The organism is Amphibiibacter pelophylacis (assembly GCF_037688875.1).
GTDB classification, from domain to species: domain Bacteria; phylum Pseudomonadota; class Gammaproteobacteria; order Burkholderiales; family Burkholderiaceae_C; genus Amphibiibacter; species Amphibiibacter pelophylacis.
Genome location: NZ_JAWDIE010000011.1, coordinates 92,157 through 117,289 on the forward strand (window position 1 = coordinate 92,157; position 25,133 = coordinate 117,289).

The following is a 25,133-nucleotide window of genomic DNA, read 5'->3' on the forward strand; positions in this document are numbered from 1 at the left end:
ATGCCCGTTCTGACTTCTGCGCTGAAACCGCGCAGCGATGCCTTTGCCGCCAGCAGCGCCCACATGCGCGCGCTGGTTGATGACCTGCGCGCCCAGGCCGCCCGCGTGCGCCAGGGCGGGGGCGAAACCGCCTGCGCCCGCCACGTGGCGCGCGGCAAGCTGCTGCCGCGCGACCGGGTGGACGCCCTGCTCGACCCGGGCTCGCCGTTCCTTGAGATCGGCCAGCTCGCCGCCCACGGCCAGTACGGCGACGCCGCCCCCGGCGCCGGGCTGATCGCCGGGGTGGGCCAGATCCACGGCCGCCCCTGCATGGTCGTCGCCAACGACGCCACCGTGAAGGGCGGCACCTACTACCCGATGACGGTCAAAAAACACCTGCGCGCGCAGGAGATCGCCAGCGAAAACCACCTGCCCTGCGTCTACCTGGTCGATTCGGGTGGGGCCAACCTGCCCAATCAGGACGAGGTCTTCCCCGACCGCGAACACTTTGGCCGCATCTTCTACAACCAGGCCAATATGAGCGCACGCGGCATCGCGCAGATCGCCGTGGTCATGGGCTCGTGCACCGCAGGCGGCGCCTACGTGCCCGCCATGAGCGACGAGGCCATCATCGTGCGCCACCAGGGCACCGTCTTCCTGGGTGGACCGCCGCTGGTGCGCGCCGCCACAGGCGAAGTCGTCAGCGCCGAAGACCTGGGAGGCGGCGACGTGCACACGCGCATCTCGGGCGTGTGCGATCACCTGGCCGACAGCGACGCCCACGCGCTGGTGCTGGCCCGCCAGGTGGTGGCCACGCTCAACCGCCCGCCCGGCGCGCGGCTGGAACTGGCCACGCCCGAGGCGCCGCTCTACGACGCCGAAGAGCTTTACGGCATCATCCCCGTGGACACGCGCAAGCCCTGGGACGTGCGCGAGGTGCTGGCCCGCGTGGTCGATGGATCGCGCTTCGACGAGTTCAAAGCCCGCTACGGCCCCACCCTGGTCACCGGCTTTGCCCACATCCAGGGCATGCCAGTGGGCATCGTCGCCAACAACGGCATCCTGTTTGGCGAATCGGCGCAGAAGGGCGCGCACTTCATCGAGCTGTGCGCGCAGCGCGGCATTCCGCTGGTTTTCCTGCAGAACATCACCGGCTTCATGGTCGGGCGCAAGTACGAAAGCGACGGCATCGCCAAGCACGGCGCCAAAATGGTCACCGCGGTGGCCACGGCGCAGGTGCCCAAGATCACCCTGGTGATAGGCGGCAGCTACGGCGCGGGCAATTACGGCATGTGCGGCCGCGCCTACAGCCCGCGCCTGATGTGGATGTGGCCCAACGCGCGCATCGCCGTCATGGGCGGCGAACAGGCCGCCAGCGTGCTGGCCACCGTGCGCCGCGACGGCATCGAAGCCAAAGGCGGCGCCTGGTCGGCTGACGAGGAAGAAGCCTTCAAAGCGCCGATCCGCCAGCAGTACGAGACCCAGGGCCACCCCTATTACGCCAGCAGCCGCCTGTGGGACGACGGCATCGTCGACCCGGCGCAGACCCGCCGCGTGCTGGCGCTGTCGCTGGCCACCGCCCTGAACGCGCCCATTGCGCCCACGCGCTTTGGCGTGTTCCGCATGTGAGGAAGGCCCCCATGTTCACGAAAATCCTCATCGCCAATCGGGGCGAAATCGCCTGCCGCGTCATTGCGACCGCCCGCAAAATGGGCATCGCCACCGTCGCCGTTTACTCGCAAGCCGACCGCAACGCCCGCCATGTGCGCCTGGCCGACGAAGCCGTCTGCGTCGGGCCCGCCGCCGCGCGCGAATCGTATCTGCGCGCCGACGCCATCCTGCAGGCCGCCCGCGACACGGGCGCGCAGGCCATCCACCCCGGCTATGGCTTTCTGTCCGAAAACGCCGCCTTCGCCCGCGACTGCGAGGCCGCCGGCATCACCTTCATCGGCCCGCCGGCCAGCGCCATCGAGGCCATGGGCAGCAAATCGGCGTCCAAGGCGCTGATGCAGCGCGCGGGCGTGCCGCTCACCCCCGGCTACCACGGCGACGACCAGGACGGCGCGCTTTTGCAGGCCGAGGCCGACGCCATCGGCTACCCGGTGCTGATCAAGGCCAGCGCAGGCGGCGGCGGCAAAGGCATGCGCCGCGTCGATGCCCGCTGTGATTTCGCCGCCGCCCTGGCGAGCTGCCAGCGTGAAGCAGCCAGCAGCTTTGGCGATGCGCGCGTGCTGGTCGAAAAATGCCTGGAGAACCCGCGCCACATCGAGGTTCAGGTCTTTGCCGACACGCAGGGCCACGCCGTCCACCTGTACGAGCGCGACTGTTCCATGCAGCGCCGCTACCAGAAGGTCATCGAGGAAGCGCCCGCGCCCGGCCTGACGCCCGGCCAGCGCGCCGCCATGGGCCAGGCCGCCGTTGATGCGGCGCTGGCCGTGGGCTATGTCGGTGCGGGCACGGTCGAGTTCATCGCGCAACAGCAGCCCGGCGGCGAACTGATCTTCTATTTCATGGAGATGAACACCCGCCTGCAGGTCGAGCACCCGGTGACCGAAATGATCACCGGCCTGGACCTGGTCGAATGGCAGCTGCGCATCGCGGCGGGCGAGCCCCTGCCGCTGGCACAGGACGCCATCCCCTGCCAGGGCCATGCGTTTGAAGTGCGCATTTACGCCGAAGACGCCGACCACGGCTTCCTGCCCGCCACCGGCCTGCTTCAGCACGTCCAGCCGCCGCCCGCCAGCCGCCAGGTGCGCATCGACACCGGGGTCGAGAGCGGCGACACCATCACGCCACATTACGACCCGATGATCGCCAAGCTCATCGTCCACGGCGACAGCCGCAGCGAGGCGCTGCAGCGCCTGCTCTCGGCGCTGGCGCAGTACCAGATCGTGGGTGTGACGCACAACCTGGGCTTTCTGCAGCGTCTGGCCGGGCACCCGGATTTCGCCGCCGCGCGCCTGGACACCGGCCTGATCGCCCGCGAGCTGGAGCGCCTGGTGCCGCCGCCCGCTCCCGTGCCGGACGCCGTGCAGGCGCTGGCCGCACTGGCCCTGCACCGCCTGGACGCGCAGACCCGCGCAGCGCCCGCACCGGGCAGCGCCTGGGCCCATGCGCTGGCGGGCGGCGCCGAAGTCAACGCCGACACCGCGACAGGCTGGCGCCTGAACGACGCACAAGCCGCCATCCCCGTCCGACTTCGCCGCGTGGCCCACGCCAGCGACGGCGTGCAGCTGGACAGCCTGTGGCGGCTTCAGGCCCGGCCTGCTCAGGGGACCGGCGACCCTGCTGGCACGCCGTGCTGGCGCCTCATGGATGCCGCAGGAGTGGCGCAGGACATCGAAGTGCAATCCCGCCCCGGCGACAGCGCGGCGACGGCAGGCCTGATTCACTGGCAGATCCTGCAGGACGGCCAGCGCTGGCAGGCCACCACCCTGCCCGACATGCAGCCGGGTCAGGCCGCGCGCGTGCACGTGCTGGTGGCCAGCGGCGCGCAGGCTGGACACTGGACGCTGGAGCGCATCCTGCCCGGCCCCGACGCCGATGCGGCGCAGGGCGGCGCGGGCCATGTGCGCGCCCCCATGCCCGGCAAGGTGATCGCGCTGCTGGTCCAGGCCGGTGACCGCGTCGAAGCCGGACAGCCACTGGCGGTGATGGAGGCCATGAAAATGGAGCACACCCTGACCGCACCCCACGCCGGGGTGGTGGCCGCGCTGAACTGCGCCGTCGGTGACCAGGTCGGGGATGGGGTGGATCTGCTGGATCTGGAGCCTGCCGCATGAGCGCCGCCCCGCCCGATCCCGCCCTGAGCCACGTCATCGGGGCCAGCGATCCGCCGCTGGACGAGCGCACGCTGGGCGCACTGCTGGCCGAAGTCTGCCAGCGCCACGCCGGGCGCGAGGCCCTGGTCGTGTCCTTCCAGCAGGTGCGCTGGACCTATGCCGAGCTGGGCCGCCGCGTGCAGGACCTGTGCGCCGGGCTGCTGCGCCTGGGGCTGCAGACGGGGGACCGCGTGGGCATCTGGTCGCCCAACTGCGCCGAGTGGCTGCTGGCGCAGCTGGCCACGGCGCGGCTGGGTCTGGTGCTGGTCAACATCAACCCCGCCTACCGCCGCGACGAGCTGATCTACGCGCTGGACAAGGTCGGCTGCGCCGCCCTGATCACCGCCGTGCAGTTCAAGACCAGCGCTTACGCGCAGATGCTGCACGATCTCATCCCCGAGCTGGTCGGCCACGACGCCCGCCGCCCGCTGCACTGCGCCGCCCTGCCCGCGCTGCGCCACATCGTCGCACTGCCGCTGCTGCCCGGCGGCCACGCCGGGGGGGTGGACGCCGCGCAGGCCCAGGCGCTCACGCGCGGCATGGTGGCGTTTGAGTCGCTGTGCCAGCCTGCCAGCGCGGCCGAAGTGCAGGCCATTGCGGCCTGCGAAGCGCGGCTGGACCGCCACCAGCCCATCAACATCCAGTTCACTTCGGGGACCACCGGGCGGCCCAAGGGCGCGACGCTGACCCACCGCAACATCCTGAACAACGGCTATTTTGTCGGCGAGGCCATGCGTCTGACGCCCGAAGACAGGCTGTGCGTGCCCGTGCCGCTTTACCACTGCTTTGGCATGGTGCTAGGCAACCTGGCGGCGCTGACGCACGGTGCGGCGCTGGTCTACCCGGCGCCGGGCTTCGAGCCCCTGGCCACGCTGCAGGCCGTGCAGGACGAGCGCTGCACCGGGCTGCACGGCGTGCCGACCATGTTCATCGCGCTGCTGGATCACCCGCGCTTCGCGGATTTCGCCACCCCGCAGCTGCGCACCGGCATCATGGCGGGCAGCCCCTGCCCCATCGAGGTCATGCGCCAGGTCATCGCGCGCATGAACCTGCGCGACATCACCATCGCCTACGGTATGACGGAAACCTCGCCCGTCAGCTTCCAGAGCCAGACCGACGACCCGCTGGAGCGCCGCGTCAGCACCGTGGGCCGCATCCACCCGCACTGCGAGGTGAAAATCACCGGCCCCGAGGGCGAAACCCTGCCGCGCGGCGCCACGGGCGAACTCTGCACGCGCGGCTACAGCGTCATGCAGGGCTACTGGGACGACGATCCGCAGACGCGCCAGGCCATCGACGAAGACGGCTGGATGCACACCGGCGATCTGGCGCAGATCGACGCGGCGGGCTACGGCCAGATCGTCGGTCGCATCAAGGACATGGTGATCCGGGGCGGCGAGAACCTCTACCCGCGCGAGATCGAAGAGTTTCTCTACCGCCACCCCGCCATCCAGGACGTGCAGGTGGTCGGCGTGCCCGACGCGCGCATGGGCGAAGAGCTGTGCGCCTGCATCATCCTCAAGCCCGGACAGGCGCTGGACGCGGCGGGCGTGCGCGCCTTCTGCCAGGGTCAGATCGCGCACCACAAGATCCCGCGCCATGTGCGCTTCATGAGCGAATTCCCGCTGACCGTCACCGGCAAGATCCAGAAATTCCGCCTGCGCGAAGCGCTGCAGGCCGAACTGAAAGACCCCGCATGAGCTCCAGTCCCGCGTCCGATGCCGTCACCCTGATCGAAATGGGCCCACGCGATGGCCTGCAGAACGAGCCCGCCGCCGCGCAGCTGCCCACGGCGACCAAGCTGGAGCTGGTCCAGCGTCTGGCCACCTGCGGCCTGACCGAGATCGAGACCACGGCCTTTGTCTCGCCGCAGTGGGTGCCCGCCATGGCCGACCACGCCGGGCTGACACGGGCGGTCAGCGCCGCGTGGGCCGGACGGCCGGGCGCGCCGCGCTTCTGGGTGCTCACGCCCAACCTGCGCGGTTTCGAGGCCGCTGTGGCCGCTGGGGCGCGCCATGTGGCGGTGTTCGCGGCGGCGTCGGAATCGTTCTCGCAGCGCAACATCAACTGCAGCATCGCCGAATCGATGGCGCGCTTCGCGCCGGTGCTCGAGCGCGCTGCAGCGCAGGGCGTGGACGTGCGCGGTTATGTCTCCTGCGTGGCGGGCTGCCCATACGACGGCGCGGTGGCGCCCGCACAGGTGGCGGCCGTGGCGCGCGACCTGCACCAGATGGGCTGCTGCGAGGTCTCGCTGGGCGACACCATCGGCGTCGGCACGCCGCGCAGCATCCTGGCCATGCTGGACGCCGTCGCCCGCGAAGTGCCCCCGGCGCTGCTGGCCGGGCATTACCACGACACCTGGGGCATGGCCGTGGCCAACGTCTACGCCTCGTGGCAGTTCGGGCTGCGGCGCTTCGACAGCGCGGTCGCGGGCCTGGGCGGTTGCCCCTACGCGAAGGGCGCCAGCGGCAATGTCGCCACCGAAGACCTCGTCTGGCTGTTCCAGGGCCTGGGCGTGGAGACCGGCGTCGATCTGGCCCGCCTGGCCGACACCGGCGCCTGGATCAGCCACCAGATCGGCCGCGCGCCCGCATCGCGGGCGGCGCAGGCGCTGCGGGGGCAGGCGCCAGCACAGCAGGCGGCAACATCTGCGCATGCGTCGATTCGAAAACCCGCCGATTTCTGACGACAGCCGGGCCGTGCGGGCGTAAAAAAAGCCAGCCCGCTTGCGCGGACTGGCTTTTGAGCCAAAGCTCAGACGGATCAGCTGTGCTGCTGCTGCGTCTTGAGCTGGTCGCCCAGGCGGGTCAGCTCGGCCACCAGCTGCTGCGGGTCGCCGCCCAGCGCGCCCAGCGCGTCGGTCACCACCGTGTGCAGGCTGTTGCTGCTGTCGGCCAGGGCCGTCGTCACCGTCTGCACCGCGTGGCTGACATCGCTGGCCGTCGTGCCGGTGGGCAGACCGCCCAGCAGCGCCGTCAGATCCACCTGGCCATTGCTGGCCGTGGGCAGCAGGTCGGCCAGATGCAGGCTCTCGCCCGCCTGCAGCAGACCCTTCAGCGACGAGGTGTCGGCAGCCGCCTTGTCGGCGCCCGCGTGACCCAGGGCGATGTCCAGCACGTCGGCCAGCAGGGCCTGGCCGTGATCGACCAGCGCCGTGTGGTGCGTGTCAACAGCGGTGCTCGCGTCGGTGGCCGACGCATCGGGGGTCGTGGCGACACTGTCGCTGACCACTTCAACGCCCTTGCCGCCCGACAGGAACAGCTTGCCGGTGTTTTCCAGCTGCGACACGATGGCGCTGTCGCTCAGCGTGCCGCCTGCGGTCAGGTCCACACCCTGCAGCAGCACGGCGGCGGTTTCTACGCCATCGCCATTGCTCATGATGTGCACCACGGTGCCGCTGCCGTCCTTCACCGCCTCGAAGCTGACGTAATCGCTGTGCGCGGCGCCGTCCTTCAGGTTGACCACGTTGCGCAGGTCCAGGGCGTCGCCGCCGTCAGCGATGCTGGCGGTGCCAAAACCCTTCACCAGCAGCGCGGTTCCGGCGTGCAGGTGGCCGTTGCTGTCCAGGTTGATGGCGAACACGTCGCTGCCGCTGGTGCCATGCTCCAGCTGCGCGCCGGACAGGGCCGCACTCTGGGCCAGACCAATCGCAGCACGCTCGGCTTCGGTCAGGCTGGCCACGGCTTCGGCACTGGCTGCGGCCTGGTTGGCCAGGGCATCCACGTTGGCCTGGCTCAGGTTGTCGCTGTCCAACTGGAAGTAGACATCGCCCAGCAGCACATGGCTGCCGTCGGCGCGGATGGCGTAGCTCTTCTCGATCACCACGTTGCCCGTGCCATCGCTGCCCGGAGCAATTTCGTAACCCACCTTGATGGCCACGATGCCCACTTCGGCCAGGGTTTTCAGCTCGCCCGGATCGGTGATGCGGTCGCCATTGGCATCCACCCACACTTTCAGCTCGCCAAAGTCCTTGTCCTGGACGTTGATGTAACCGTCGCCGTTGGTATCAAACTTGGCCAGTTTGGCAAAACCCTGGCCAATCGCGCCACCGAACATCTCGTTCACGTTGTCGATTTTGCCGTTGTGGTTGGTGTCAATGACCAGGAAACCATCGCCCTTGGCCAGCCAGCCCGATTTCACCTTGTCGCCCGTGCCCAGCAGATCAAACTTGTGGTCACCGGCGTGCTCAACACCCACGGTGTTGATAAGGCCATCCTCGTTCAGATCAATGGCGATCGGGGATTGCGCGTTAAACAATTTGGTATAAGTTTGACCGCCTTCAACAGTGAATACAGCGGTAGAACCTGTATTGTAGAAAGCCCCACTACTGGCCCAACGGTCAACAATGTCACCACCAGCCAGCATACCAGCTGCTCGCACAATAAGATAGTACTGGCCGGGCGGTACATCGTTGAATGTGTAATTGCTTGTGTTGTTGGGATAGTCGTAATGCCTGACAACCTGCTGGGTCACAGCATCCTTCAACTCAACATAAGCACCCCAGCCAAGCGGAGTCGACGACTTGGTAATAATAGTACCAAACTGAGGCACATTACTCGCCGCCGCATCAATGCTGACCTGCTGACCTTGCGCCAGCGTGAACGGCGAACTCCAGCCGGAGTTGCTGCTGTCACGAATTTCAGACGCGCCACCACCGTAGAAGCGGGCGCCGGAAGGCAGCTGGCTTTCGTTGAAGTCCACGAAATAGCGGCCTGCAGGCACGTTGGTGAAGGTGTAGCGGCCATCGGCGTCCGTGGTGGTGGTGGCCACCACTTTGTTCATGGCGTTGCCTGCATCGTCGGTGGCGTACAGCACGGCGGTCACGCCCGCGATGCCTTTTTCACCGGCGGTGAACTGGCGGTCGTTGTCGCTGTCCAGCCACACGAGGCCCGACACGCTGTTCGGCAGGATGGGGCGGATGCCCGCGTCAATGTGCTGCACCGAGTTGCCACTGGTGACGCTGATGTCGTGCGTCCAGCCTGCGACGTAGTTGGTCACGTCGCTGTCCACATTGCGGTCGCTGCCCTGCAGGCCCGATGCGAAGTTGCGGCCGATCAGCGGCGCCTTGTCTTCGGCGAAGTCAACAAAGTAATTGCCTTCCTTGACGTTGTTGAAGACGTAGTTGCCGTTGGCATCGGTCGTGACCGTGGCCACCGAGTTGATGGTGCCAGCCACACGCAGGTCAACGGTCACGCCAGCAATACCGGCTTCACCCGCCTGGCGGATGCCGTCGTTGTTGGTGTCATTCCACACCGAGCCCGACACGCTGGAGGCCGGGCGGATGCCCGCGTCAATGTGTTCCACCGACTGGCCGGTCTTCAGCGTGAAGTCGTCCGTAAAGCCGATCTGGGCGTTGGTGACATCGCTGTCCACGGCGGTGTTGCTGCCCTGGTGCGCGGCTGTGAAGCTGCGGCCGATCAGCGGCGCCTTGTCTTCGGCAAAGTCAACAAAATAGCTGCCTTCCTTGACGTTGCTGAAGGTGTAGTTGCCGTTGGCGTCCGTCGTGGTCGTGCCCACCGAGGTCCGGGTTCCGGCGATGCGCAGGTCAACAGTGACGCCAGCAATCCCGGCTTCGCCCGCCTGGCGGATGCCGTCGTTGTTGGTGTCGTTCCACACCGAGCCCGACACGCTGGAGGCCACGGGAACCGGACGGATGCCCGCGTCAATGTGCTCGACACTGCCGCCCGAAGCCACTGCGAAGTTGCCCGTCCAGCCCGCCGTGTAGTTGGTCACGTCGCTGTCCACGCTGCGGTCGCTGCCCTGCAGGGCCGATGCGAAGCTGCGGCCCACCAGAGGCGCCTTGTCTTCGGCAAAGTCCACAAAGTAGTTGCCCGGCGTGACGTTGTTGAACACGTAGTTGCCGTTGGCGTCCGTCGTGGTCTGGCCGACCGATGTGGTGCCGCCCGCGATGCGCAGGTCCACCACAACACCGGCAATCCCGGCTTCACCCGCCTGGTGGATGCCGTCGTTGTTGGTGTCGTTCCACACCGTGCCCGACACAGTGCCCTTCTGGGGCGGCGCGTAACCGGCGTCGATGTTGCTCAGGGTCTGGCCCTGGGCCAGGTTGAGCACCCCTGTGGCGTTCCAGTCGGTGTTGCTCGCGTCGCTGTTGCGCGTGGCATCGCTGCCCTGGTTGGCGGCGACCAGCTTCAGGCCGTTCAGCGCGGCGCTGCCCTCCACAAAATCCACCACATACTGGCCAGCCGCCAGGCTGGTGAAGCTGTAGGCGCCGCTGGCGTCCGTGGTGGTCCTGGCCACCAGGGTGCCGTCCGGCTGGCGCAGCTCCACGCCCACGGCCGCAATGCCCGTGTCGTTCGTGTCGCGGATGCCGTTGTCGTTCAGGTCCTTGAACACCAGACCGGTGATGGCCGACGTGCGCGAGGTGTTGATGCCCGCGTCCACGTGCTCGACCGCGCCGCCCGCGGCCAGCGCGAAGTTGCCCGTCCAGCCCGCCGTGGCGTTGGTGACATCGCTGTCCTTGCTGTCATCGCTGCCCTGGTTGGCGGCCGAGAACGTCTTGCCCAGCAGCGGGGCCTTGTCTTCGGCGAAGTCCACAAAGTAGTTGCCGGCCTTGACGTTGGTGAAGCTGTAGTTGCCGTTGGCGTCGGTCGTGGTCGTGCCCACCGAGGTCGTGCCCCCGGCGATGCGCAGATCCACCGTCGCGCCGGCAATACCGGCCTCGCCCGCCTGGCGGATGCCGTCGCCATTGGTGTCGTTCCACACCGTGCCCGACACGGTGCCGACCTGCGGCGGCGCGTAACCGGCGTCGATGTTGTTCAGCGTCTGGCCCTGGGCCAGAGCCAGCACACTGGTGGAGTTCGCGGCGATGTTGGTCACGTCGCTGTTGTGCGTCGGGTCGGTGCCCTGGTTGGCGGCCACCAGCTTCAGGCCGCTCAGCGCAGCGCTGCTTTGCACAAAGTCCACCACATACTGGCCTGCGGCCAGGTTGCCAAAGTGGTAAGCCCCGCTGGCGTCGGTGGTGGTCGTGGCCACCAGCTTGCCTGCGGCGTCACGCAGCTCCACACCCACGGCCGCAATGCCCGTGTCGTTCGTGTCGCGGATGCCGTTGTCGTTCAGGTCCTTGAACACCAGGCCGTTGATGGCGGCGGTATCCGGCAGCGATTTGCCGTTGATGTTGACGGTGATCGTCTCCTGGGTGCCGTCCAGCGTCCTGTAGGTGATGGTGTCGGTCAGATGCTGGCCGTCGTTCAGGCCGGTCACCGCCGGTTTGCTCTGGTCCAGCGTGTACGTCCAGGTGCCGTCAGCGCCAAAAATGATCTTGCCGTAGGCGCCCGTGTAGGTGCCGGCCGTCACGCCGCTCTGGTCGTGGTCGGCATCGACGACGGTGATCTTGCCCGTGGTGGTCACCACGCCGGTATTGTTGTTCTCGGTGACCGTCTGCGTCGTCGTGCCCGTGATGGTGGGCACGTCGTTCACGCCCTTCACCGTCACGGTGATGGTCGATTCGGTGCCGTCCACGCTGTGGACCTGGAACACTTCGGTTTTGGTCTCGTTCTGCTGCAGCGGCTGGGCCTTGGCGTTGTCCAGGTCGTACTTCCAGGTGCCATCGGCCTGCAGTACCAGCGAGCCGTAAGCGCCCGTCTGCGTGCCCGGGATCAGGGCAGCCTGGCCTGCATCGGGGTCGGTCACGACCAGCTTGCCGCTCGTGCTCAGCGTGGTGTCTTCCACCACGGTGCCCGTGGCCGTGCCGGTGATGACGGCGGGCGTGCCCAGCGTCACCACGTCCACCGGCGTCCAGGTCAGTTTGATCGGCAGGTCGGCGTGTTTCTCCACGTCGCCCACGTCCTGGCTGGTCGCCACGGCGATGGCGTTCACGGTGCCCACGAAATCCTTGGCCGGAATCACTTCCAGCGTGGAAAGATCCCAGTTGCCAGACGCAGAGCCCTTGTTGCTGTACACCGGCACCCCCGCAGCCGCGTTGGCCTCGGTGATGGTGTAGCCGTGGCCCTGGCCGTCCACCAGGCGGAAGCCCGCCGGCAGGCCCTTGATGAAGATCTTCTCGACCTCGCTGCCGTCGTTGTCGAAGAACTTCGGCGTCAGTTTGGGGATGTCCTGGGGAATGTTCTCCAGCGTGGTGATCTCGATCGGCTGCGTGCCGTCCGACACCACCGTCACGGTCGTCGTCGACGAGGTCTTCTGCGACACGTAGTAGCCGCCCTCACCCGAGGCGTTCTCCTGCAGGGCGCTGACCTGGATGCCCGCGCTGGTCAGGTCGGCCAGGTTCTTGGCCAGGGCAAAGTTGCTGGCGTTCAGATCCTTGGCCGCGCCGCCGTCCACGCTAACGTTCACGTCCAGGCTGCCCGGGCCCGATTCGTTGCGGTGGAACACCGTCAGGGTGTGCCACGCGTCTTCGGTGGGCGTGAAGGTGCCGCTGAAACGGCCGCCGTTGGTGCCGTAGGTGGCGCTGGCCACGGTGGTCACGCCGCCCACTTCCAGGCGGAAGCTGTCATCGGCCGCGCCCGTGAAGGTGTAGGTGTGGCCCTTCTCCAGGTAGATCAGGCCCGTCACGCGGCTGGTCTCGCCGGCCGGCACGCTGGCCAGGCTCAGGTCGGTGATGTTCTGCGTGCGGTTGGCCGCACCGGCCGATTCAACGGCGTTCTCGACCACGTTCAGGTCGGCGCCCACGCCGCCTGCGCTGACCGGGATATTCAGCCCCGTCCACACCTCGCGCACCAGGCCGCTGCTGTACGCCGCGTTGCTGGTCAGCGCGATGTTGTCCACGATGCCGCCCTGGGCATTGGCATCGGTCGAGCGCAGCTCGATCAGGTCAGAGCCCGACCCCTGGAAGGTGAAGCTGTGATGCGACCAGTTCACGGTGTGCGTGTTCATCACGCCGATGGATTTGCCGTTGACCAAAACGGTGAGTTCGCTGTTGGTGCCCTCGGTCACACCGGCACGGGCGGAATAATCCAGCTCGAAGGTGTAGGTGGCACCGGCCTTGGTCGCGAAAGTGCGGCCCAGGGTGTTGACGCCCGGGTCGGATTCCACTTCCAGAACCTTGCGGCTCGGGTCGCTGGCGCCGTAATAGGTTTCGGGCAGGATTTCGGTGCGCGCAGTCACGTTCGGCGTGGCCGAGCTATACGCGCGCCAGCCCTGGGCTTCGCCGTCGTTCAGGTTCTCGAAGTAGTTGACATGGCCATGGGTGTTGGCCGACTGGGTGGTCACCGTCACGGTCTGGTTGACCGGGCCCCAGGTGGGCTGGTCGGTCACCGGCTTGATGTCGATGGTGGCGGTGCGCTCGGCCGTCGTCGCCGTGCCTTCCACGCCCTGGAACCTGAACTGCGCGTAATCGTTCTTCTCGTTGCCCACGCCCGGGGCGTTGAAGGCGGCAATGCCCGACTCGTTCGCGTCCGGCTTGAAGACCAGCTTGCCCGCGTCAATGTCGGTCTTGCTGATGGTTTCACCCACGGTCACATTGTGGCCGTTGAACTGCAGCACGCCATCTGCCGGCAGGCTGGTCACCTTGATCGACGGCGTGCCCGAGCCGGTCACGCCAAACAGGTTCCAGGCCAGCGCCAGCGTCGTGTCTTCCACGCCCACGGTGGGGTGGGCGTTCAGCGTGGCCTGGTCAACCACGGTCAGGCTGGTGTCGCCGTTGATGGTGATGGTGATGGCCTGCTCGGTGCCGTCCGTCGTCTTGATCTTGATGGTGTCGGTCAGCTTGTCGCCGGTGTTCAGGCTGGTGACGCCGGGCTTGCTCTGGTCCAGGGTGTAAGTCCAGTGGCCGCTGCCGTCCACCACCACCTTGCCGTAGGTGCCCGTGTAGGTGCCGGCGGTGGTGCCGCTCTGGTCGTGGTCCTTGTCCACCACGGTGAGGGTGCCCGTGGTCGTCACCACGCCGGTGTTGTTGTTCTCGGTGACCGAGGAGGTCGTCGTGCCCGTGATGGTGGGCACGTCGTTCACGCCCTTCACCGTCACGGTGATGGTCGTCTCGGTGCCGTCCACGGTGTGGACCTTGAAGACTTCGGTTTTGGTCTCGTCCTGCTGCAGCGGCTGGGCCTTGGCGTTGTCCAGGGTGTACACCCAGCTGCCGTCGGCCTGCAGCACCAGCGAGCCGTAGGTGCCCGCCGTCGTGCCCGGGATCAGGGCCGATTCGCCGGTGTCCTTGTCCACCACGGTCAGCTTGCCGCTGGTGCTCAGGGTGGTGTCTTCAATGACCGTGCCCGTCGCCGTGCCGGTGATGGTGGGGGCGTCGTTCACGCCCACCACCGTCACGACCACCTGGGTCTTGATGCCCGCCGTGGTCGTCAGATCATAGGTTTCGGTGATGGTCGCGTCCTTGGGCAGGGCCTGGACCTTGTCGGCGCTGTTGTTCAGCACATAGCGCCAGTTGCCAGCAGCATCCACCGTGAAGGTGCCGTAATCGGACGTTTTGGTGCCCGCCGGGAAGACCAGCGCCTGGCCGTTGGCGTCGTTGCCGGCCAGCTTGCCGGTGCCCACGTAGTTGTTGGAGTCTTCCACCAGCGTGACCTTGCCGTCGTTGACGGTCACGCCGGTGCTGGTGCCATTGATGGTGATGGTGATGGGCTTCTCGGTGCCGTCCAGGGTGCGCACGACCACGGTGTCGGTCAGCTTCTGGCCGTTGAGCAGCGCCACCACGTCGGGGCGCTTGTTGTCCAGCGTGTACACCCAGTGGCCCTTGGCGTCCAGCGCGATGGTGCCGTACTGGCCCTGGTAGTTGCCCGCCGTGGTGCCGCTCTGGTCGTGGTCCTTGTCGACCACGGTCAGGGTGCCTTCGGCCGTCACAGGCGTAGCGGCACCGTTGTTCTCGGTGACCGTGGCCGTGCTGGTGCCCGTGATGGTGGGCACGTCGTTCACGCCGTTGATGGTGATGTTGACGGTGGTCGTCACTTCACCCGACGTGATGGTGTATTTCTCGGTGCGCACATCGCCCTGGGCCAGCGACTGCACGGCATCGCTGTCGTTCTTGAGCGTGTAGGTCCAGCTGCCATCCGCCTTCAGCACAAACGTGCCGTAAATGCTGTCCTGGGTGCCCGCCGGGAACACGACGGCGTTGCCCGACGCATCGGTGCCCACCAGCTTGCCGCTCTGCACGAAGGGCTGGGCGTCTTCGGTGAAGACCGCCTTGCCATCGTTGATGCTGACCGTCTGGTCAATGCCGCTGATGGTGATGGTGATCTTGCCCGTGCCCGTGCCGTCCTTGCTGACCACGTTGAAGGTCTCGTCAGCCGTGGCGCCCGCGCGCAGGTCCTTCACCGCCGCCAGCGAGTTGTCCAGCTGGTAGGTCCAGGTGCCGTCGGGCTGAAGGTGCAGCGTGCCGTAGGTGCCCTTGATCGTCGTATCGCCCGACACGGTCGTGCCGTTGACCTTGCCCACGATGGCTTCGCCCGCGTCCACGTCCACCACGGTCAGCTTGCCGTTCAGGATGGTGGTCTGGCCTTCGGTCAGCTTGCCCGTTGCGCTGCTCACGGTGGCGATGTCGTTCACGCCGGTGATGGTCACGGTGATGGGGATGGGCGTCTTGCCGTCGCCCGCCGTCACATTGATGACGTCGGTGACCTTGACGCCGGCCGGCAGCGACTGCACGTTGGCGGCGCTGTTGTTCAGCGTGTACGTCCAGTGGCCGCTGGCGTCAATGGACAGCGAGCCGTAAGTGCCCTTCAGCCCCGTGGCGGCAACGGTACCGTTCTGGTAAGCCACGCCGTTCTTCAGATCGGGATCGACCACGTTGACGGTGCCCGTCACGGTCAGGGTCACGGCATCTTCAAAAATGGCGCCGCTGGTGGTGCCGGTGATGGTGGGGGCGTCGTCGGCGCCGACGATGTTCCAGGAGTAGTTGACGCGCGCGGTCTGGGTCAGGTTGGCCGGGTTGGCCAGCGTGTAGATCAGCGGGTAGGACGTCTGGGGGATGTAGAGGATTTCGCCCTTGGCATCCAGCTTGGGCGAGCCATCGGCGTTTTTGTAGTACTCGGCTTGCGGCAGGGCCTTGTACAGCTCGTTACGCTGGTAGGTGCCCGTCAGGTCCGGGAGCAGCGTGTCCACACCATACGGATGGGTCAGCGTGAACGAGCCATCAGCGTTGCGCGTGACGGTCAGGTCAGGCGACTGGGAGACAACGTTGGTCAGGATGTAGGTGGCCATGCGTATTCCTTAAGAGAAAAACAGATTCAGCGTAAACGCCCGTGGTCGGGAAGATGGGCGCCATTGTGCCAAAGCTCGGCGCGCTTGTGTAACGTATTGCGCTACCCGTTGCATTTTTTACAGACTGGCATCAACGCTGAGGTGTGGCTGTTGTGGGCGGCCACAGGGACGTGAACAATTCACGCCACAACCATAAAAAAACCCGGGATCAACCCGGGCTGGATCAGGGACAAGCCGCCGTGGCAGGCCGCCACGTGCAACGTCAGCCGTTACGGAACAGGAAGCTGTAGGCGTTGAGCGCAGGCACGCCGCCCAGGTGGGCGTACAGCACGCGCGATCCGGCCGGGAACTCGCCGTTGCGCACGCGCGCTATCATGCCGTGCATGGATTTGCCCTCGTACACCGGGTCGGTCAGCATGCCTTCCTGACGGGCGCACAGGCGGATGGCTTCCAGCGTGCCCTCGCTGGGCAGACCGTACTCGGGGCCGCCGTAGCGCGTGTCCAGCACCACATCGGCGGCGGTGATGTCGCGGCCCAGTTCGACCATTTTGGCGGTGTTCTGGGCAATGCGCAGAATCTGGGCGTGCGTGGCCTCGGGCTTGGCCGAAGCGTCGATGCCGATCACGTGGTCGGCGCGGCCGTCCGCCGCAAAACCCACCACCATGCCGGCCTGGGTGCTGCCTGTGACGGCGCACACCACGATGTAATCGAACTTGAAGCCCAGTTCGGCCTCCTGGGCGCGCACCTCTTCGGCGAAGCCGACAAAGCCCAGGCCGCCCTTGGGGTGCTCGGAGCAGCCCGCCGGAATCGGGAAGGGTTTGCCGCCGCGCTGGCGCACGGATTCCATGGCCTGCTCCCAGCTGGGGCGGATGCCGATGTCGAACCCGGCGGCGTCCAGCGTGACCTCGGCGCCCATGATGCGCGACATCTCGATGTTGCCCACGCGGTCGTACACCGCATCGCTGTAGTTCACCCAGTTTTCCTGGACCAGCACGCACTTCATGCCCAGGTGCGCGGCCACGGCAGCGACCTGGCGCGTCTGGTTGGACTGGATGCCGCCGATAGACACCAGCGTGTCGTAGCCCCCGGCGATGGCGTCAGGGATCAGGTATTCCAGCTTGCGCGTCTTGTTGCCGCCAAAGGCCAGGCCGGAATTGCAGTCCTCGCGCTTGGCGAAGAGCTCGACCTTGCCGCCCAGATGGGCCGAAAGCCGCTTGAGCGGCTGGATGGGCGTGGGGCCGAATGTGAGCGGATAGCGGTCAAACTGGGTCAGATTCATGCGGGTCTCCGGGGCTGTAAAAATGGTCTGACCATCATAGCCCAGACAGCGGGTCGGTCAGCGGCCCGGCCTGCGCCAGCCACTGCCGCAGCATCGGCCGCGTGATGGCGCGGTGCTGCGACAGCGTCCACTCGTCCAGCTGGACCAGCACACCGCGCAGCACCGACAGGCGGCACGGCAGGCGGGCCAGCATGTCGGACAGCACCTCGGGCGGCAGGTGCAGGCCGCGCTCGTCAGCCAGATCCTGCAGGATGCGCGCCATGTCGGCCTCGCCCGGCGGCTGCCAGGCGCACACGGTGCCCGACGCCAGGCGGGTGCGCACGTCGTCGCGCAGCGCCAGACGGCCCGGCGCGGGCTGAGCGCTGCCCACCCAGGTGCCGCCCGCCGACCAGACCTGGCCCATCAGTGCGAACAGGGTCTCCTGGCGGGCGCGCGCGGCCACGCCGTCGCCCTGTACGGCGTCCAGACCGTCAAAAAACAGCACGCGCCAGTGCGGCTGGCGCACTGGCGTCCAGTCGGCGCGCGGGTCAAACCAGGCGCAACCCACGCCGCGCGACTGCAGTTCGGCGTACAGCGCGCGCAGCACATGCGTCTTGCCACTGCCCTGCGGCCCGCAGACAAACAGCGGGCTGACCACGCTGGAGGCGTCAGCGTCAGGCCCGGCAGGCAGATCGTCCAGCCACTGCAGCACCTGCTGCAGCGCCAGGGCGTTGGGGCCGGGGCGCAGCGTGGCCAGGCGGGGTTCGGTCTCGGGCAGCAGCGGCAGGTTGAGCTGGCGCTGAGGCCGCTGGCCCACGGCGTCAGGCATCACGGCCACTGGGATTGCGGCGCGACGGGTTTACGGCGTCAGCACCGCCTGGCCTGTCGTTGTCAGCATCGTCCTGCGTGTCATCGCCCGTGTAAATATCGCTGGCCAGGTACCAGCCGCTGGCACGGCGCAGCGCCACCAGCAGCACGGCGCTGGCGGGCAGCGCGATCAGCACGCCGGTGAAGCCCAGCAGGTGGCCAAACGCCATCAGCGCAAAAAGTACCGCCACCGGGCTCATGCCCAGGCGCTCGCCCACCAGGCGCGGGGTCAGCACAAAGCTTTCCAGCAGCTGGCCGGTGATGAACACACCGATCACCCCCGCCACCGTGCCCCAGCCTGTGGCGTCCAGCAGCGCGGACAGCGTCGCCAGCAGAATGCCCAGGCCCGGTCCCACATAAGGAATGAAGAAGGCCAGACCCGTGAACACGCCCACGGGCAGCGCCACGCTCAGGCCGACCATGGACCAGCCGATGGAAAAGTAGGCCGCCAGCACCAGCATCAGGCTGAGCTGGCCGCGCAGATACTGCCCCAGCGCCTCGTTGGATTCGGCCATGAAGGACTGCACCGCAGGCAGCCAGCGCGGCGGCACCAGGCGTTTGGCCTTGGCTGACAGCGTGGCGAAATCGGCCAGGATGAAGAAGGTGACCAGCGGAATCAGCACCGCATTGCCCAGCACCGACAGCGCCACCCCGCTGCCCGTCCGCAGCCAGGCCAGGCCCTGGGTCATCCAGCCCTCGGAATTGACCTGGAAATGCTCCAGCACCAGGCGGCGCACGCCCGCGACGTCGATCTGCACGTCCAGCCCCAGACGCTGTAGCAGCGGCGCCACGGTGTCGTTGAAACGCTCGGCCAGCAGCGGCACCTGCGTCACCAGCTTGGGCACCTGCGTCATCACCACTGGCACCAGCAGCAGAAAAAGCGACAGCAGCGACAGGATGACCAGCACCAGCACGCCGACCACCGCCAGCGAGGGCGGCACCCGCCGCGCCACCAGGGCACGAACGGCCGGCTGCAGCACATAGGCCAGCACCACGCCGACCACAAAAGGCGTGAGGATGGGCGCCAGCAGCCACAGCAACCACAGCGTCAGGACGATCAAGGCCAGCCAGGTCCAGGTGGCGCGGCTGTTCCAGCCCGGCGGAAACAGGCTGTGCCGGGAGGGTCGGGGCTCGGGGCTCATGCGGGCAACTCCAGCAAAGGCAGGATGGTTAAAAGGGCAGTTAGAGGGCAGCGCGGCGCAGCATACGCCACCAGGGCAGGCCCAGCAGCGCCAGGGCCGCGAAATACAGGCCAACCGAAGCCGCCAGACAGCCACTGACGATGGCCACGCGCTGGCCTTTGGGCAGGGTCAGCCAGCTCCAGTGATGCTGCATCCAGTACAGCGCCCCGGCCAGCAGCAGCGCCGCAATGACGATGCGCAGCACCAGCAGCCCCCAGCCCGGCTGAGGCTGATACAGCCCCCCGCGCAGCAGCCCGGTCAGCAGCAGGCCCGCGTTGCACAGCGCGGCAATGCCGATCGACAGCGCCAGCCCGGCCTGGCCAAAGCGCGGCACGGTATAGATATTAAGAAGCTGCGTCAGCACCAGCACCGCCACGGCGATCTTCACCGGTGTGCGCAGGTTCTGCTGCGCGTAAAAACCCGGCGCCAGCACCTTGATGGCGACCAGACCCAGCAGGCCCACGCCGTAGCCCTGCAGCGACACGACCGTCTCGGCGACATCCACCGGGCGGAAGGCGCCGTAGTGGTACAGCACCGCCACCAGCGGCTCGCCAAACAGCAGCAGCGCCACGGCGCAGGGCAGGCTGAACAGCAGCACCAGGCGCAGGCCCCAATCCAGCAGCTGCGAGTACTGGCCCAGCTCGTTTTTCGCCCGCGCGGCCGACAGCTGGGGCAGCAGCACCACACCCAGCGCCACGCCCAGCAGCGCGGTGGGGAACTCCATCAGCCGGTCGGCGTAAGTCAGCCAGGAGACCGCGCCCGGCCCCACGTGAGACGCCAGCTGCGTGTTGATCAGCAGCGAAATCTGCGCCACCGACACGCCCAGAATCGCCGGGGCCATCTGGCGCAGCACATGGCGCACGCCCGGGTGATGCCAGGAGCGGCGCAGCCCACCCGGCGTCAGGTGCAGGCGCGGCACCATGCCCAGGCGCCACAGCGCGGGCAGCTGCACCGCCAGCTGCAGCACGCCGCCGATCATCACCCCGACCGCCATGGCGTAAATCGGCTCGATGCCATGGCGCCTGAACCACGGCGCCAGCAGCGCCGCGCAGGCGATCATCGACAGGTTGAGCAGCACCGGCGTGGCCGCAGGCACCACAAACTTCTTCCAGGTGTTGAGCACCCCGGCGGCCAGCGCCACCAGCGACATCAGCAGGATGTAGGGGAACATCACCCGCGTCATCCACAGCGCCTGGTCTTCGGCCTGCAGGCCAGACGCCATCAGCCACAGCAGCACGGGCGCAAAAACCACACCCAGTATCGACACCGCCAGCAGCACGGCGACCAGCACCGAGGCCACGGCGTCCAGCAGATCGCGCGTGGCGGCGTCGCCATCGCGGGCGCGGGTGGCGGCAAACAGCGGAATAAAGGCCTGCGAAAAAGCCCCTTCGGCGAACAGGCGCCGAAGCAGGTTGGGCAGGCGGAAGGCGACGTTGAAGGCGTCGGTGACGGCACTGGCGCCGAACATGGCGGCCACCATCTGCTCGCGCACCAGGCCCGTGATGCGCGACAGCAGGGTCAGAAAAGAGACCAGCGAGGCGGCCCGGAACAGGTTCATACAGTCATCCAAACACGCGAGGCCGCGGGATTCGTTGCGTACCCCGGACAGCCCTGCTACAATCCCGCGATTATGCCCTGACTGGGCTTTGCGGCCGATCTGGCCATCTGGTTTTCACCCCTTTCCTTTCAAGACACACCATGGCCACTTCTGCGAAAAAGAAAAAAACCGTTCGTCTGGCATCCGGCCGCAAGCGCGCCCGCCAGGATGTCAAGCTCAACGCCGCCAACACCGCGCTGCGTTCCAAGTTCCGCACCGCCGTCAAGAACGTGCGCAAGGCGGTTGCCACGGGCAACGCCGACCAGGCCAAAGCCGCTTTCCAGAACGCCCAGTCGGTGCTGGATTCGGTGGCCGACAAAGGCATCTTCCACAAGAACAAGGCCGCGCGCCACAAGCGTCGCCTGTCGCAGCAGGTCCGCGCCCTGTCGGTCGCTGCCGCCTAAGCCGCCCGCTGCCCCACAAAAAAACCAGCCGATGGCTGGTTTTTTTGCGTCTGCGCCACACGGCAAAAAAAGCCCAGGCCAGAACGGCCCGGGCCCAAACAGGGGCTGCAGGGCAGCCCCTCACCTCTGACTCAGAGATCGGTCACCAGCTTGCCCACCTTCATCAGGTCATTGATGATCTGATGGTCGGTCAGCGGCGTGCCGTGCATGCTGTGCGTCAGATCGACGTTCTGCAGCACGATCTGCAGGTTCTCGGTGCTGGACACGTTGGAGCCATCCTGCGCGAAGCCGCCCGACTGGCTGATGTGGATCACCGTGCCTTCGTCGGATTTCTCGAAGTGCAGGAACTGCGACAGATCCTGCGTGGCGGCCTGATCGGCCGGCTGCAGCAGATCCTTCAGGTTGAGCACGTCGCCGCCCTCCTCCACCGCCGCCGCATTGAAATCGGGGATGACGGTGACGTGGGGCTCGCCCGGATCGCCGATCTGCGTGCTGGCCCAGGTGAAGACATCGGCCATCAGCGGCGCGGCGTCGAAACTGCTGGCGATGAAGCCGTGGTTTTCGGCCAGCTCCTCCAGCATGGGACGCGCCTCGGTCAGCACCGTCTTGAGATCAGACGCCAGCGCGTGACTGTCGGCGGCGGCATGGCTGTCCACCGTCGCAGGAACCACAGGCGCATCCAGCCCCATCACCTGGTGCGTGTCGGCAATGACGGGCACGTCGTCGTGGCCCGCCACCTCGTGCGTGTCCGCCACCACCGGCACATCGTCATGCGCGGCCGATTTGTGGGCATCGACTTCGGTGGCTTTGTGGGCATCCGTGTCCGCCTGGCCCTGGGCGATGGCAGCGCGCTCGGCATCGGTCAGCGTGGCCAGGTGCGCCTCGGATTCCGCAGCAGACTTGGCTAGCGCCGCCAGGTTGGCTTCGCTCAGCGTGCCCATGTCGACCTGGAAGTAGACATCGCCCATCAGCACTTCGTGGCCGTTGGCCATGATGGCCGTGCTCTTCTCGATCACGATGTTGCCGTGGCCGTCGTTGCTGGGGTCGATCTCGTAAGAGACTTTCAGCGCGACGATACCCACCTCAGCCAGCGTTTTCAGCTCGCCCGGATCGGTGATGCGGTCGCCGTTGGTATCCACCCAGACCTTGAAGGTGCCAAATTCGGCGTCATGGACATTGATATAGCCGTCGCCATTGGTGTCGTATTTGGCCAGCTTGCCAAAACCGGCCCCCAGAGCGCCACCGAACATCTCGTTGATGCTGTCGATCTTGCCGTTGTGGTTGGTATCGATGACCAGGAAGCCATCGCCCTTGGCCAGCCAGCCCGAGTGCACCTTATCGCCGGTGCCCAGCAGATCAAAGGCGTGCCCGGCCGCATCCAGACCGGCCGTATTGATCTGGCCGTCGTTGTTCAGATCAAGCGCGATCGGGCTCTGGTACGCCCCGTTGCGCTGGATCACTTCGCCCCCTTGACCCGACACCCGGAACACGTCCGTGTAGCCCAGGTGGCTGGAGCCCCAGTACGGCCCGGTCACCTGAGTGCCCCTGTTTGTGTCACCGGAGGCCTCGCCCGTCATCCAGAAAGGGGTGGGATTGGCCGCGTTGCGGTTGAACATGATGTAGTAGGTGCCAGGCTCGGTCACACCCTCAAAACGGTACTCGCCTCTGGAGTCGAGATAGGTCGTCTTGTAGATGTTCTCACCCCGGCCGTCTTTGGTCACCAGATCGACCTGCATGCCCGGCGTTGTGACCCCAATCTCGTTGTCGTTCAGATGGCCATTGTTCGATCCCGGCCTGCCCTGGCTCGCCGCCCAGTAGCCCTTGCCGCCGCCCGCGTCCTGCCAGACGATGCCCTTGATGGTGGAGCCCATGTTTTCAGAAGCCGCCGCGTCGATGCTGACCTGCTGGCCTTGCGACAGCGTGAACGGCGCGCTCCAGCCGGAGTTGCTGTTGTCACGCACATCCGACGTTCCGCCGGTGTGGAAGCGCACGCCAGAAGGCAGCTGGCTTTCGTTGAAATCCACGAAATAGCGGCCCGGAGCGACGTTGCTGAAGGTGTAGCTGCCATCTGCCGCCGTGGTGGTGGTGGCCACGGCGGTTTGCATGGCGTTGCCCGAAGCATCGGTGGTGTACAGGACCGCGGTCACGCCGCCGAGGCCTTTTTCGCCGCTGCCGACCTGGCCATCGTTATTGCCGTCCAGCCAGACCTTGCCTGACACGCTGTTCGGCACAATGGGGCGGATGCCCGCATCGATGTGCTGCACCGAGGCGCCGGGAGCGACGGTGATGTCGTGCGTCCAGCCAGCGGCGTAGTTGGTCACATCGCTGTCGGTGCTGGCGTCGCTGCCCTGCAGGCCCGAGACGAAGTTGCGGCCGATCAGCGGGGCCTTGTCTTCGGCAAAGTCGACAAAATACTTGCCTTCCCGGACGTTATCGAAGGTGTAGTTGCCGCTGGCGTCGGTCGTGACCGTGGCCACCGAGTTGATAGTGCCAGCGGTGCGCAGATCGACCGTCACCCCGGCAACCCCGGCCTCTCCCGCCTGGCGGATGCCGTCGTTGTTGGTGTCGTTCCACACCGAACCGGACACGCTGGAAGCCGGGCGGATGCCTGCGTCCAGGTGCTCCACCGCCTGGCCGGTCTTGAGCGAGAAGTCGTTCGTGAAGCCGATCTGGGCGTTGGTGACATCGCTGTCCCTGGCGTCGTCGCTGCCCTGGTCGGCGGCGGTGAAGCTGCGGCCGACCAGCGGCGCCTTGTCTTCGGCGAAGTCAACAAAGTAGTTGCCTTCCTTGACGTTGCTGAAGGTGTAGTTGCCCTTCTCGTCGGTGGTGACCGTGGCGACAGAGGTTCGGGTTCCCGCGATGCGCAGATCCACCGTGACCCCGGCAATGCCGGATTCACCGTCCTGGCGGATGCCGTCGTTGTTGGCGTCGTTCCACACCGAGCCCGACACGCTGGAGGCCACAGGCAGCGGACGGATGCCCGCATCAATGTGCTCGACACTGCCGCCTGCAGGCAGCGCGAAGTTGCCCGTCCAGCCGGCCGTGTAGTTGGTCACATCGCTGTCGACACTGTGGTCGCCGCCCTGCAGGCCGGATGCGAAGTTACGGCCCACCAGAGGCCCCTTGTCTTCGGCAAAGTCCACAAAGTAGTTGCCCGCAGCCACGTCCTTGAAGCTGTAGTTGCCCTGGGCGTCCGTCGTCGTCGTGCCCACCGACGTCGTGCCCCCGGCGATGCGCAGGTCCACCGTGACCCCGGCAACACCGGCTTCGCCCGCCTGGTGAATACCGTCGTTGTTGGTGTCGTTCCACACCGTGCCGGACACAGTGCCCTTCTGCACCACCGCCTGCTGCGGCGGCGAATAGCCCGCATCCACATGGTTCAGCACCTGGCCCTGGGCCAGCGTCAGGGTGCCCGTGGCGTTCCAGGCGGTGTTGGTGACATCGCTGTTCTGATCGGTGTTATTGCCCTGGTTGGCCGAGACCAGCTTCAGGCCGTTCAGTGCGGCGCTCTGCTCGACAAAATCCACCACATACTGCCCGGCGGCCAGGTTTTTGAAGCTGTAAGCGCCATTGGCGTCGGTGGTGGTTTCGGCCACCAGCGTGCCATCGGGCTGGCGCAGCTGCACGCCCACGCCCGCGATGCCGGTATCGCCCGCTTCGCGCACGCCGTTGTCGTTCATGTCCTTGAAGACCAGACCGTTGATGCCCGCCGTGCTGGGCAGCGACTGGCCGTTGATGGCCACGGTGATGCTGTGCACGGTGCCATCTTCAGTGAAGTATTTCACCGTATCGGTCAGCTTGCCGCCGTCGTTCAGGCCGGTCACGGCCGGTTTGCTCTGGTCCAGCGTGTAGGTCCACTGGCCATTGGCGTCCAGGACCACCTTGCCGTACTGGCCGGTATAG

At 66.8% G+C, this 25,133-nt stretch carries 11 protein-coding genes; 5 read left to right on the forward strand and 6 right to left on the reverse strand.

The window, feature by feature from the left end:
• Genes RV045_RS08685 through RV045_RS08700 form a run of 4 tightly spaced genes read left to right on the forward strand, consistent with a single transcriptional unit; the run spans position 1 to position 6,486 of the window.
• Positions 1 to 1,608: a carboxyl transferase domain-containing protein gene (locus tag RV045_RS08685; RefSeq protein WP_423235386.1), complete on the forward strand. Its 1,608-nt coding sequence runs from the start codon at positions 1 to 3 to the stop codon at positions 1,606 to 1,608.
• 11 nt (positions 1,609 to 1,619) lie between these two features.
• Entirely contained in the window at positions 1,620 to 3,761 is a 2,142-nt protein-coding gene (locus RV045_RS08690) for an ATP-binding protein (protein WP_423235387.1), read from the forward strand.
• On the forward strand, positions 3,758 to 5,500 hold the full coding sequence (locus RV045_RS08695) for an AMP-binding protein (protein ID WP_423235388.1): 1,743 nt from the start codon (positions 3,758 to 3,760) through the stop codon (positions 5,498 to 5,500). The genes RV045_RS08690 and RV045_RS08695 overlap by 4 nt, the downstream gene beginning before the upstream one ends.
• On the forward strand, positions 5,497 to 6,486 hold the full coding sequence (locus RV045_RS08700) for a hydroxymethylglutaryl-CoA lyase (RefSeq protein WP_423235389.1): 990 nt from the start codon (positions 5,497 to 5,499) through the stop codon (positions 6,484 to 6,486). Before RV045_RS08695 ends, RV045_RS08700 begins: the two co-directional genes overlap by 4 nt.
• A 77-nt stretch (positions 6,487 to 6,563) precedes the next feature.
• Here the strand turns inward: RV045_RS08700 and RV045_RS08705 are convergent, their stop codons facing one another.
• From RV045_RS08705 to murJ, 5 genes are all read right to left on the reverse strand, one after another.
• The gene (locus RV045_RS08705; RefSeq protein WP_423235390.1) at positions 6,564 to 15,923 is read right to left on the reverse strand and encodes a VCBS domain-containing protein; all 9,360 of its coding nucleotides are present in this window, start codon (positions 15,921 to 15,923) and stop codon (positions 6,564 to 6,566) included.
• A gap of 262 nt (positions 15,924 to 16,185) precedes the next feature.
• Positions 16,186 to 17,202, reverse strand: coding sequence for a 1-aminocyclopropane-1-carboxylate deaminase (locus RV045_RS08710; protein ID WP_423235391.1), 1,017 nt, complete (start codon positions 17,200 to 17,202; stop codon positions 16,186 to 16,188).
• A 34-nt stretch (positions 17,203 to 17,236) separates the two neighbouring features.
• Positions 17,237 to 18,010: an HdaA/DnaA family protein gene (locus RV045_RS08715; protein WP_423235392.1), complete on the reverse strand. Its 774-nt coding sequence runs from the start codon at positions 18,008 to 18,010 to the stop codon at positions 17,237 to 17,239.
• Positions 18,003 to 19,190: an AI-2E family transporter gene (locus RV045_RS08720; protein ID WP_423235393.1), complete on the reverse strand. Its 1,188-nt coding sequence runs from the start codon at positions 19,188 to 19,190 to the stop codon at positions 18,003 to 18,005. The genes RV045_RS08715 and RV045_RS08720 overlap by 8 nt, the downstream gene beginning before the upstream one ends.
• A gap of 40 nt (positions 19,191 to 19,230) precedes the next feature.
• Entirely contained in the window at positions 19,231 to 20,787 is a 1,557-nt protein-coding gene (murJ, locus tag RV045_RS08725; protein ID WP_423235394.1) for a murein biosynthesis integral membrane protein MurJ, read from the reverse strand.
• 140 nt (positions 20,788 to 20,927) lie between these two features.
• On the opposite strand from murJ, the gene rpsT reads away from it, so the two are divergent.
• Complete coding sequence (gene rpsT / locus RV045_RS08730; RefSeq protein WP_423235395.1) at positions 20,928 to 21,230, forward strand: 30S ribosomal protein S20; 303 nt, start codon at positions 20,928 to 20,930, stop codon at positions 21,228 to 21,230.
• A 131-nt stretch (positions 21,231 to 21,361) separates the two neighbouring features.
• Here rpsT and RV045_RS08735 read toward each other — a convergent pair.
• On the reverse strand, positions 21,362 to 25,133 hold a 3,772-nt coding region (locus RV045_RS08735), incomplete at its 5' end, for an SdrD B-like domain-containing protein (RefSeq protein ID WP_423235396.1).

What these genes read in the sequence shown, in the direction of transcription:
- RV045_RS08700 (WP_423235389.1), top strand. Translation starts at nt 5,497, where the DNA reads ATGAGCTCCAGTCCCGCGTCCGATGCCGTCACCCTGATCGAAATGGGC.
- RV045_RS08690 (WP_423235387.1), top strand. Translation starts at nt 1,620, where the DNA reads ATGTTCACGAAAATCCTCATCGCCAATCGGGGCGAAATCGCCTGCCGC.
- murJ (WP_423235394.1), bottom strand. Translation starts at nt 20,787, where the DNA reads ATGAACCTGTTCCGGGCCGCCTCGCTGGTCTCTTTTCTGACCCTGCTG.
- RV045_RS08695 (WP_423235388.1), top strand. Translation starts at nt 3,758, where the DNA reads ATGAGCGCCGCCCCGCCCGATCCCGCCCTGAGCCACGTCATCGGGGCC.
- RV045_RS08705 (WP_423235390.1), bottom strand. Translation starts at nt 15,923, where the DNA reads ATGGCCACCTACATCCTGACCAACGTTGTCTCCCAGTCGCCTGACCTG.
- rpsT (WP_423235395.1), top strand. Translation starts at nt 20,928, where the DNA reads ATGGCCACTTCTGCGAAAAAGAAAAAAACCGTTCGTCTGGCATCCGGC.
- RV045_RS08720 (WP_423235393.1), bottom strand. Translation starts at nt 19,190, where the DNA reads ATGAGCCCCGAGCCCCGACCCTCCCGGCACAGCCTGTTTCCGCCGGGC.
- RV045_RS08715 (WP_423235392.1), bottom strand. Translation starts at nt 18,010, where the DNA reads ATGCCTGACGCCGTGGGCCAGCGGCCTCAGCGCCAGCTCAACCTGCCG.
- RV045_RS08685 (WP_423235386.1), top strand. Translation starts at nt 1, where the DNA reads ATGCCCGTTCTGACTTCTGCGCTGAAACCGCGCAGCGATGCCTTTGCC.
- RV045_RS08710 (WP_423235391.1), bottom strand. Translation starts at nt 17,202, where the DNA reads ATGAATCTGACCCAGTTTGACCGCTATCCGCTCACATTCGGCCCCACG.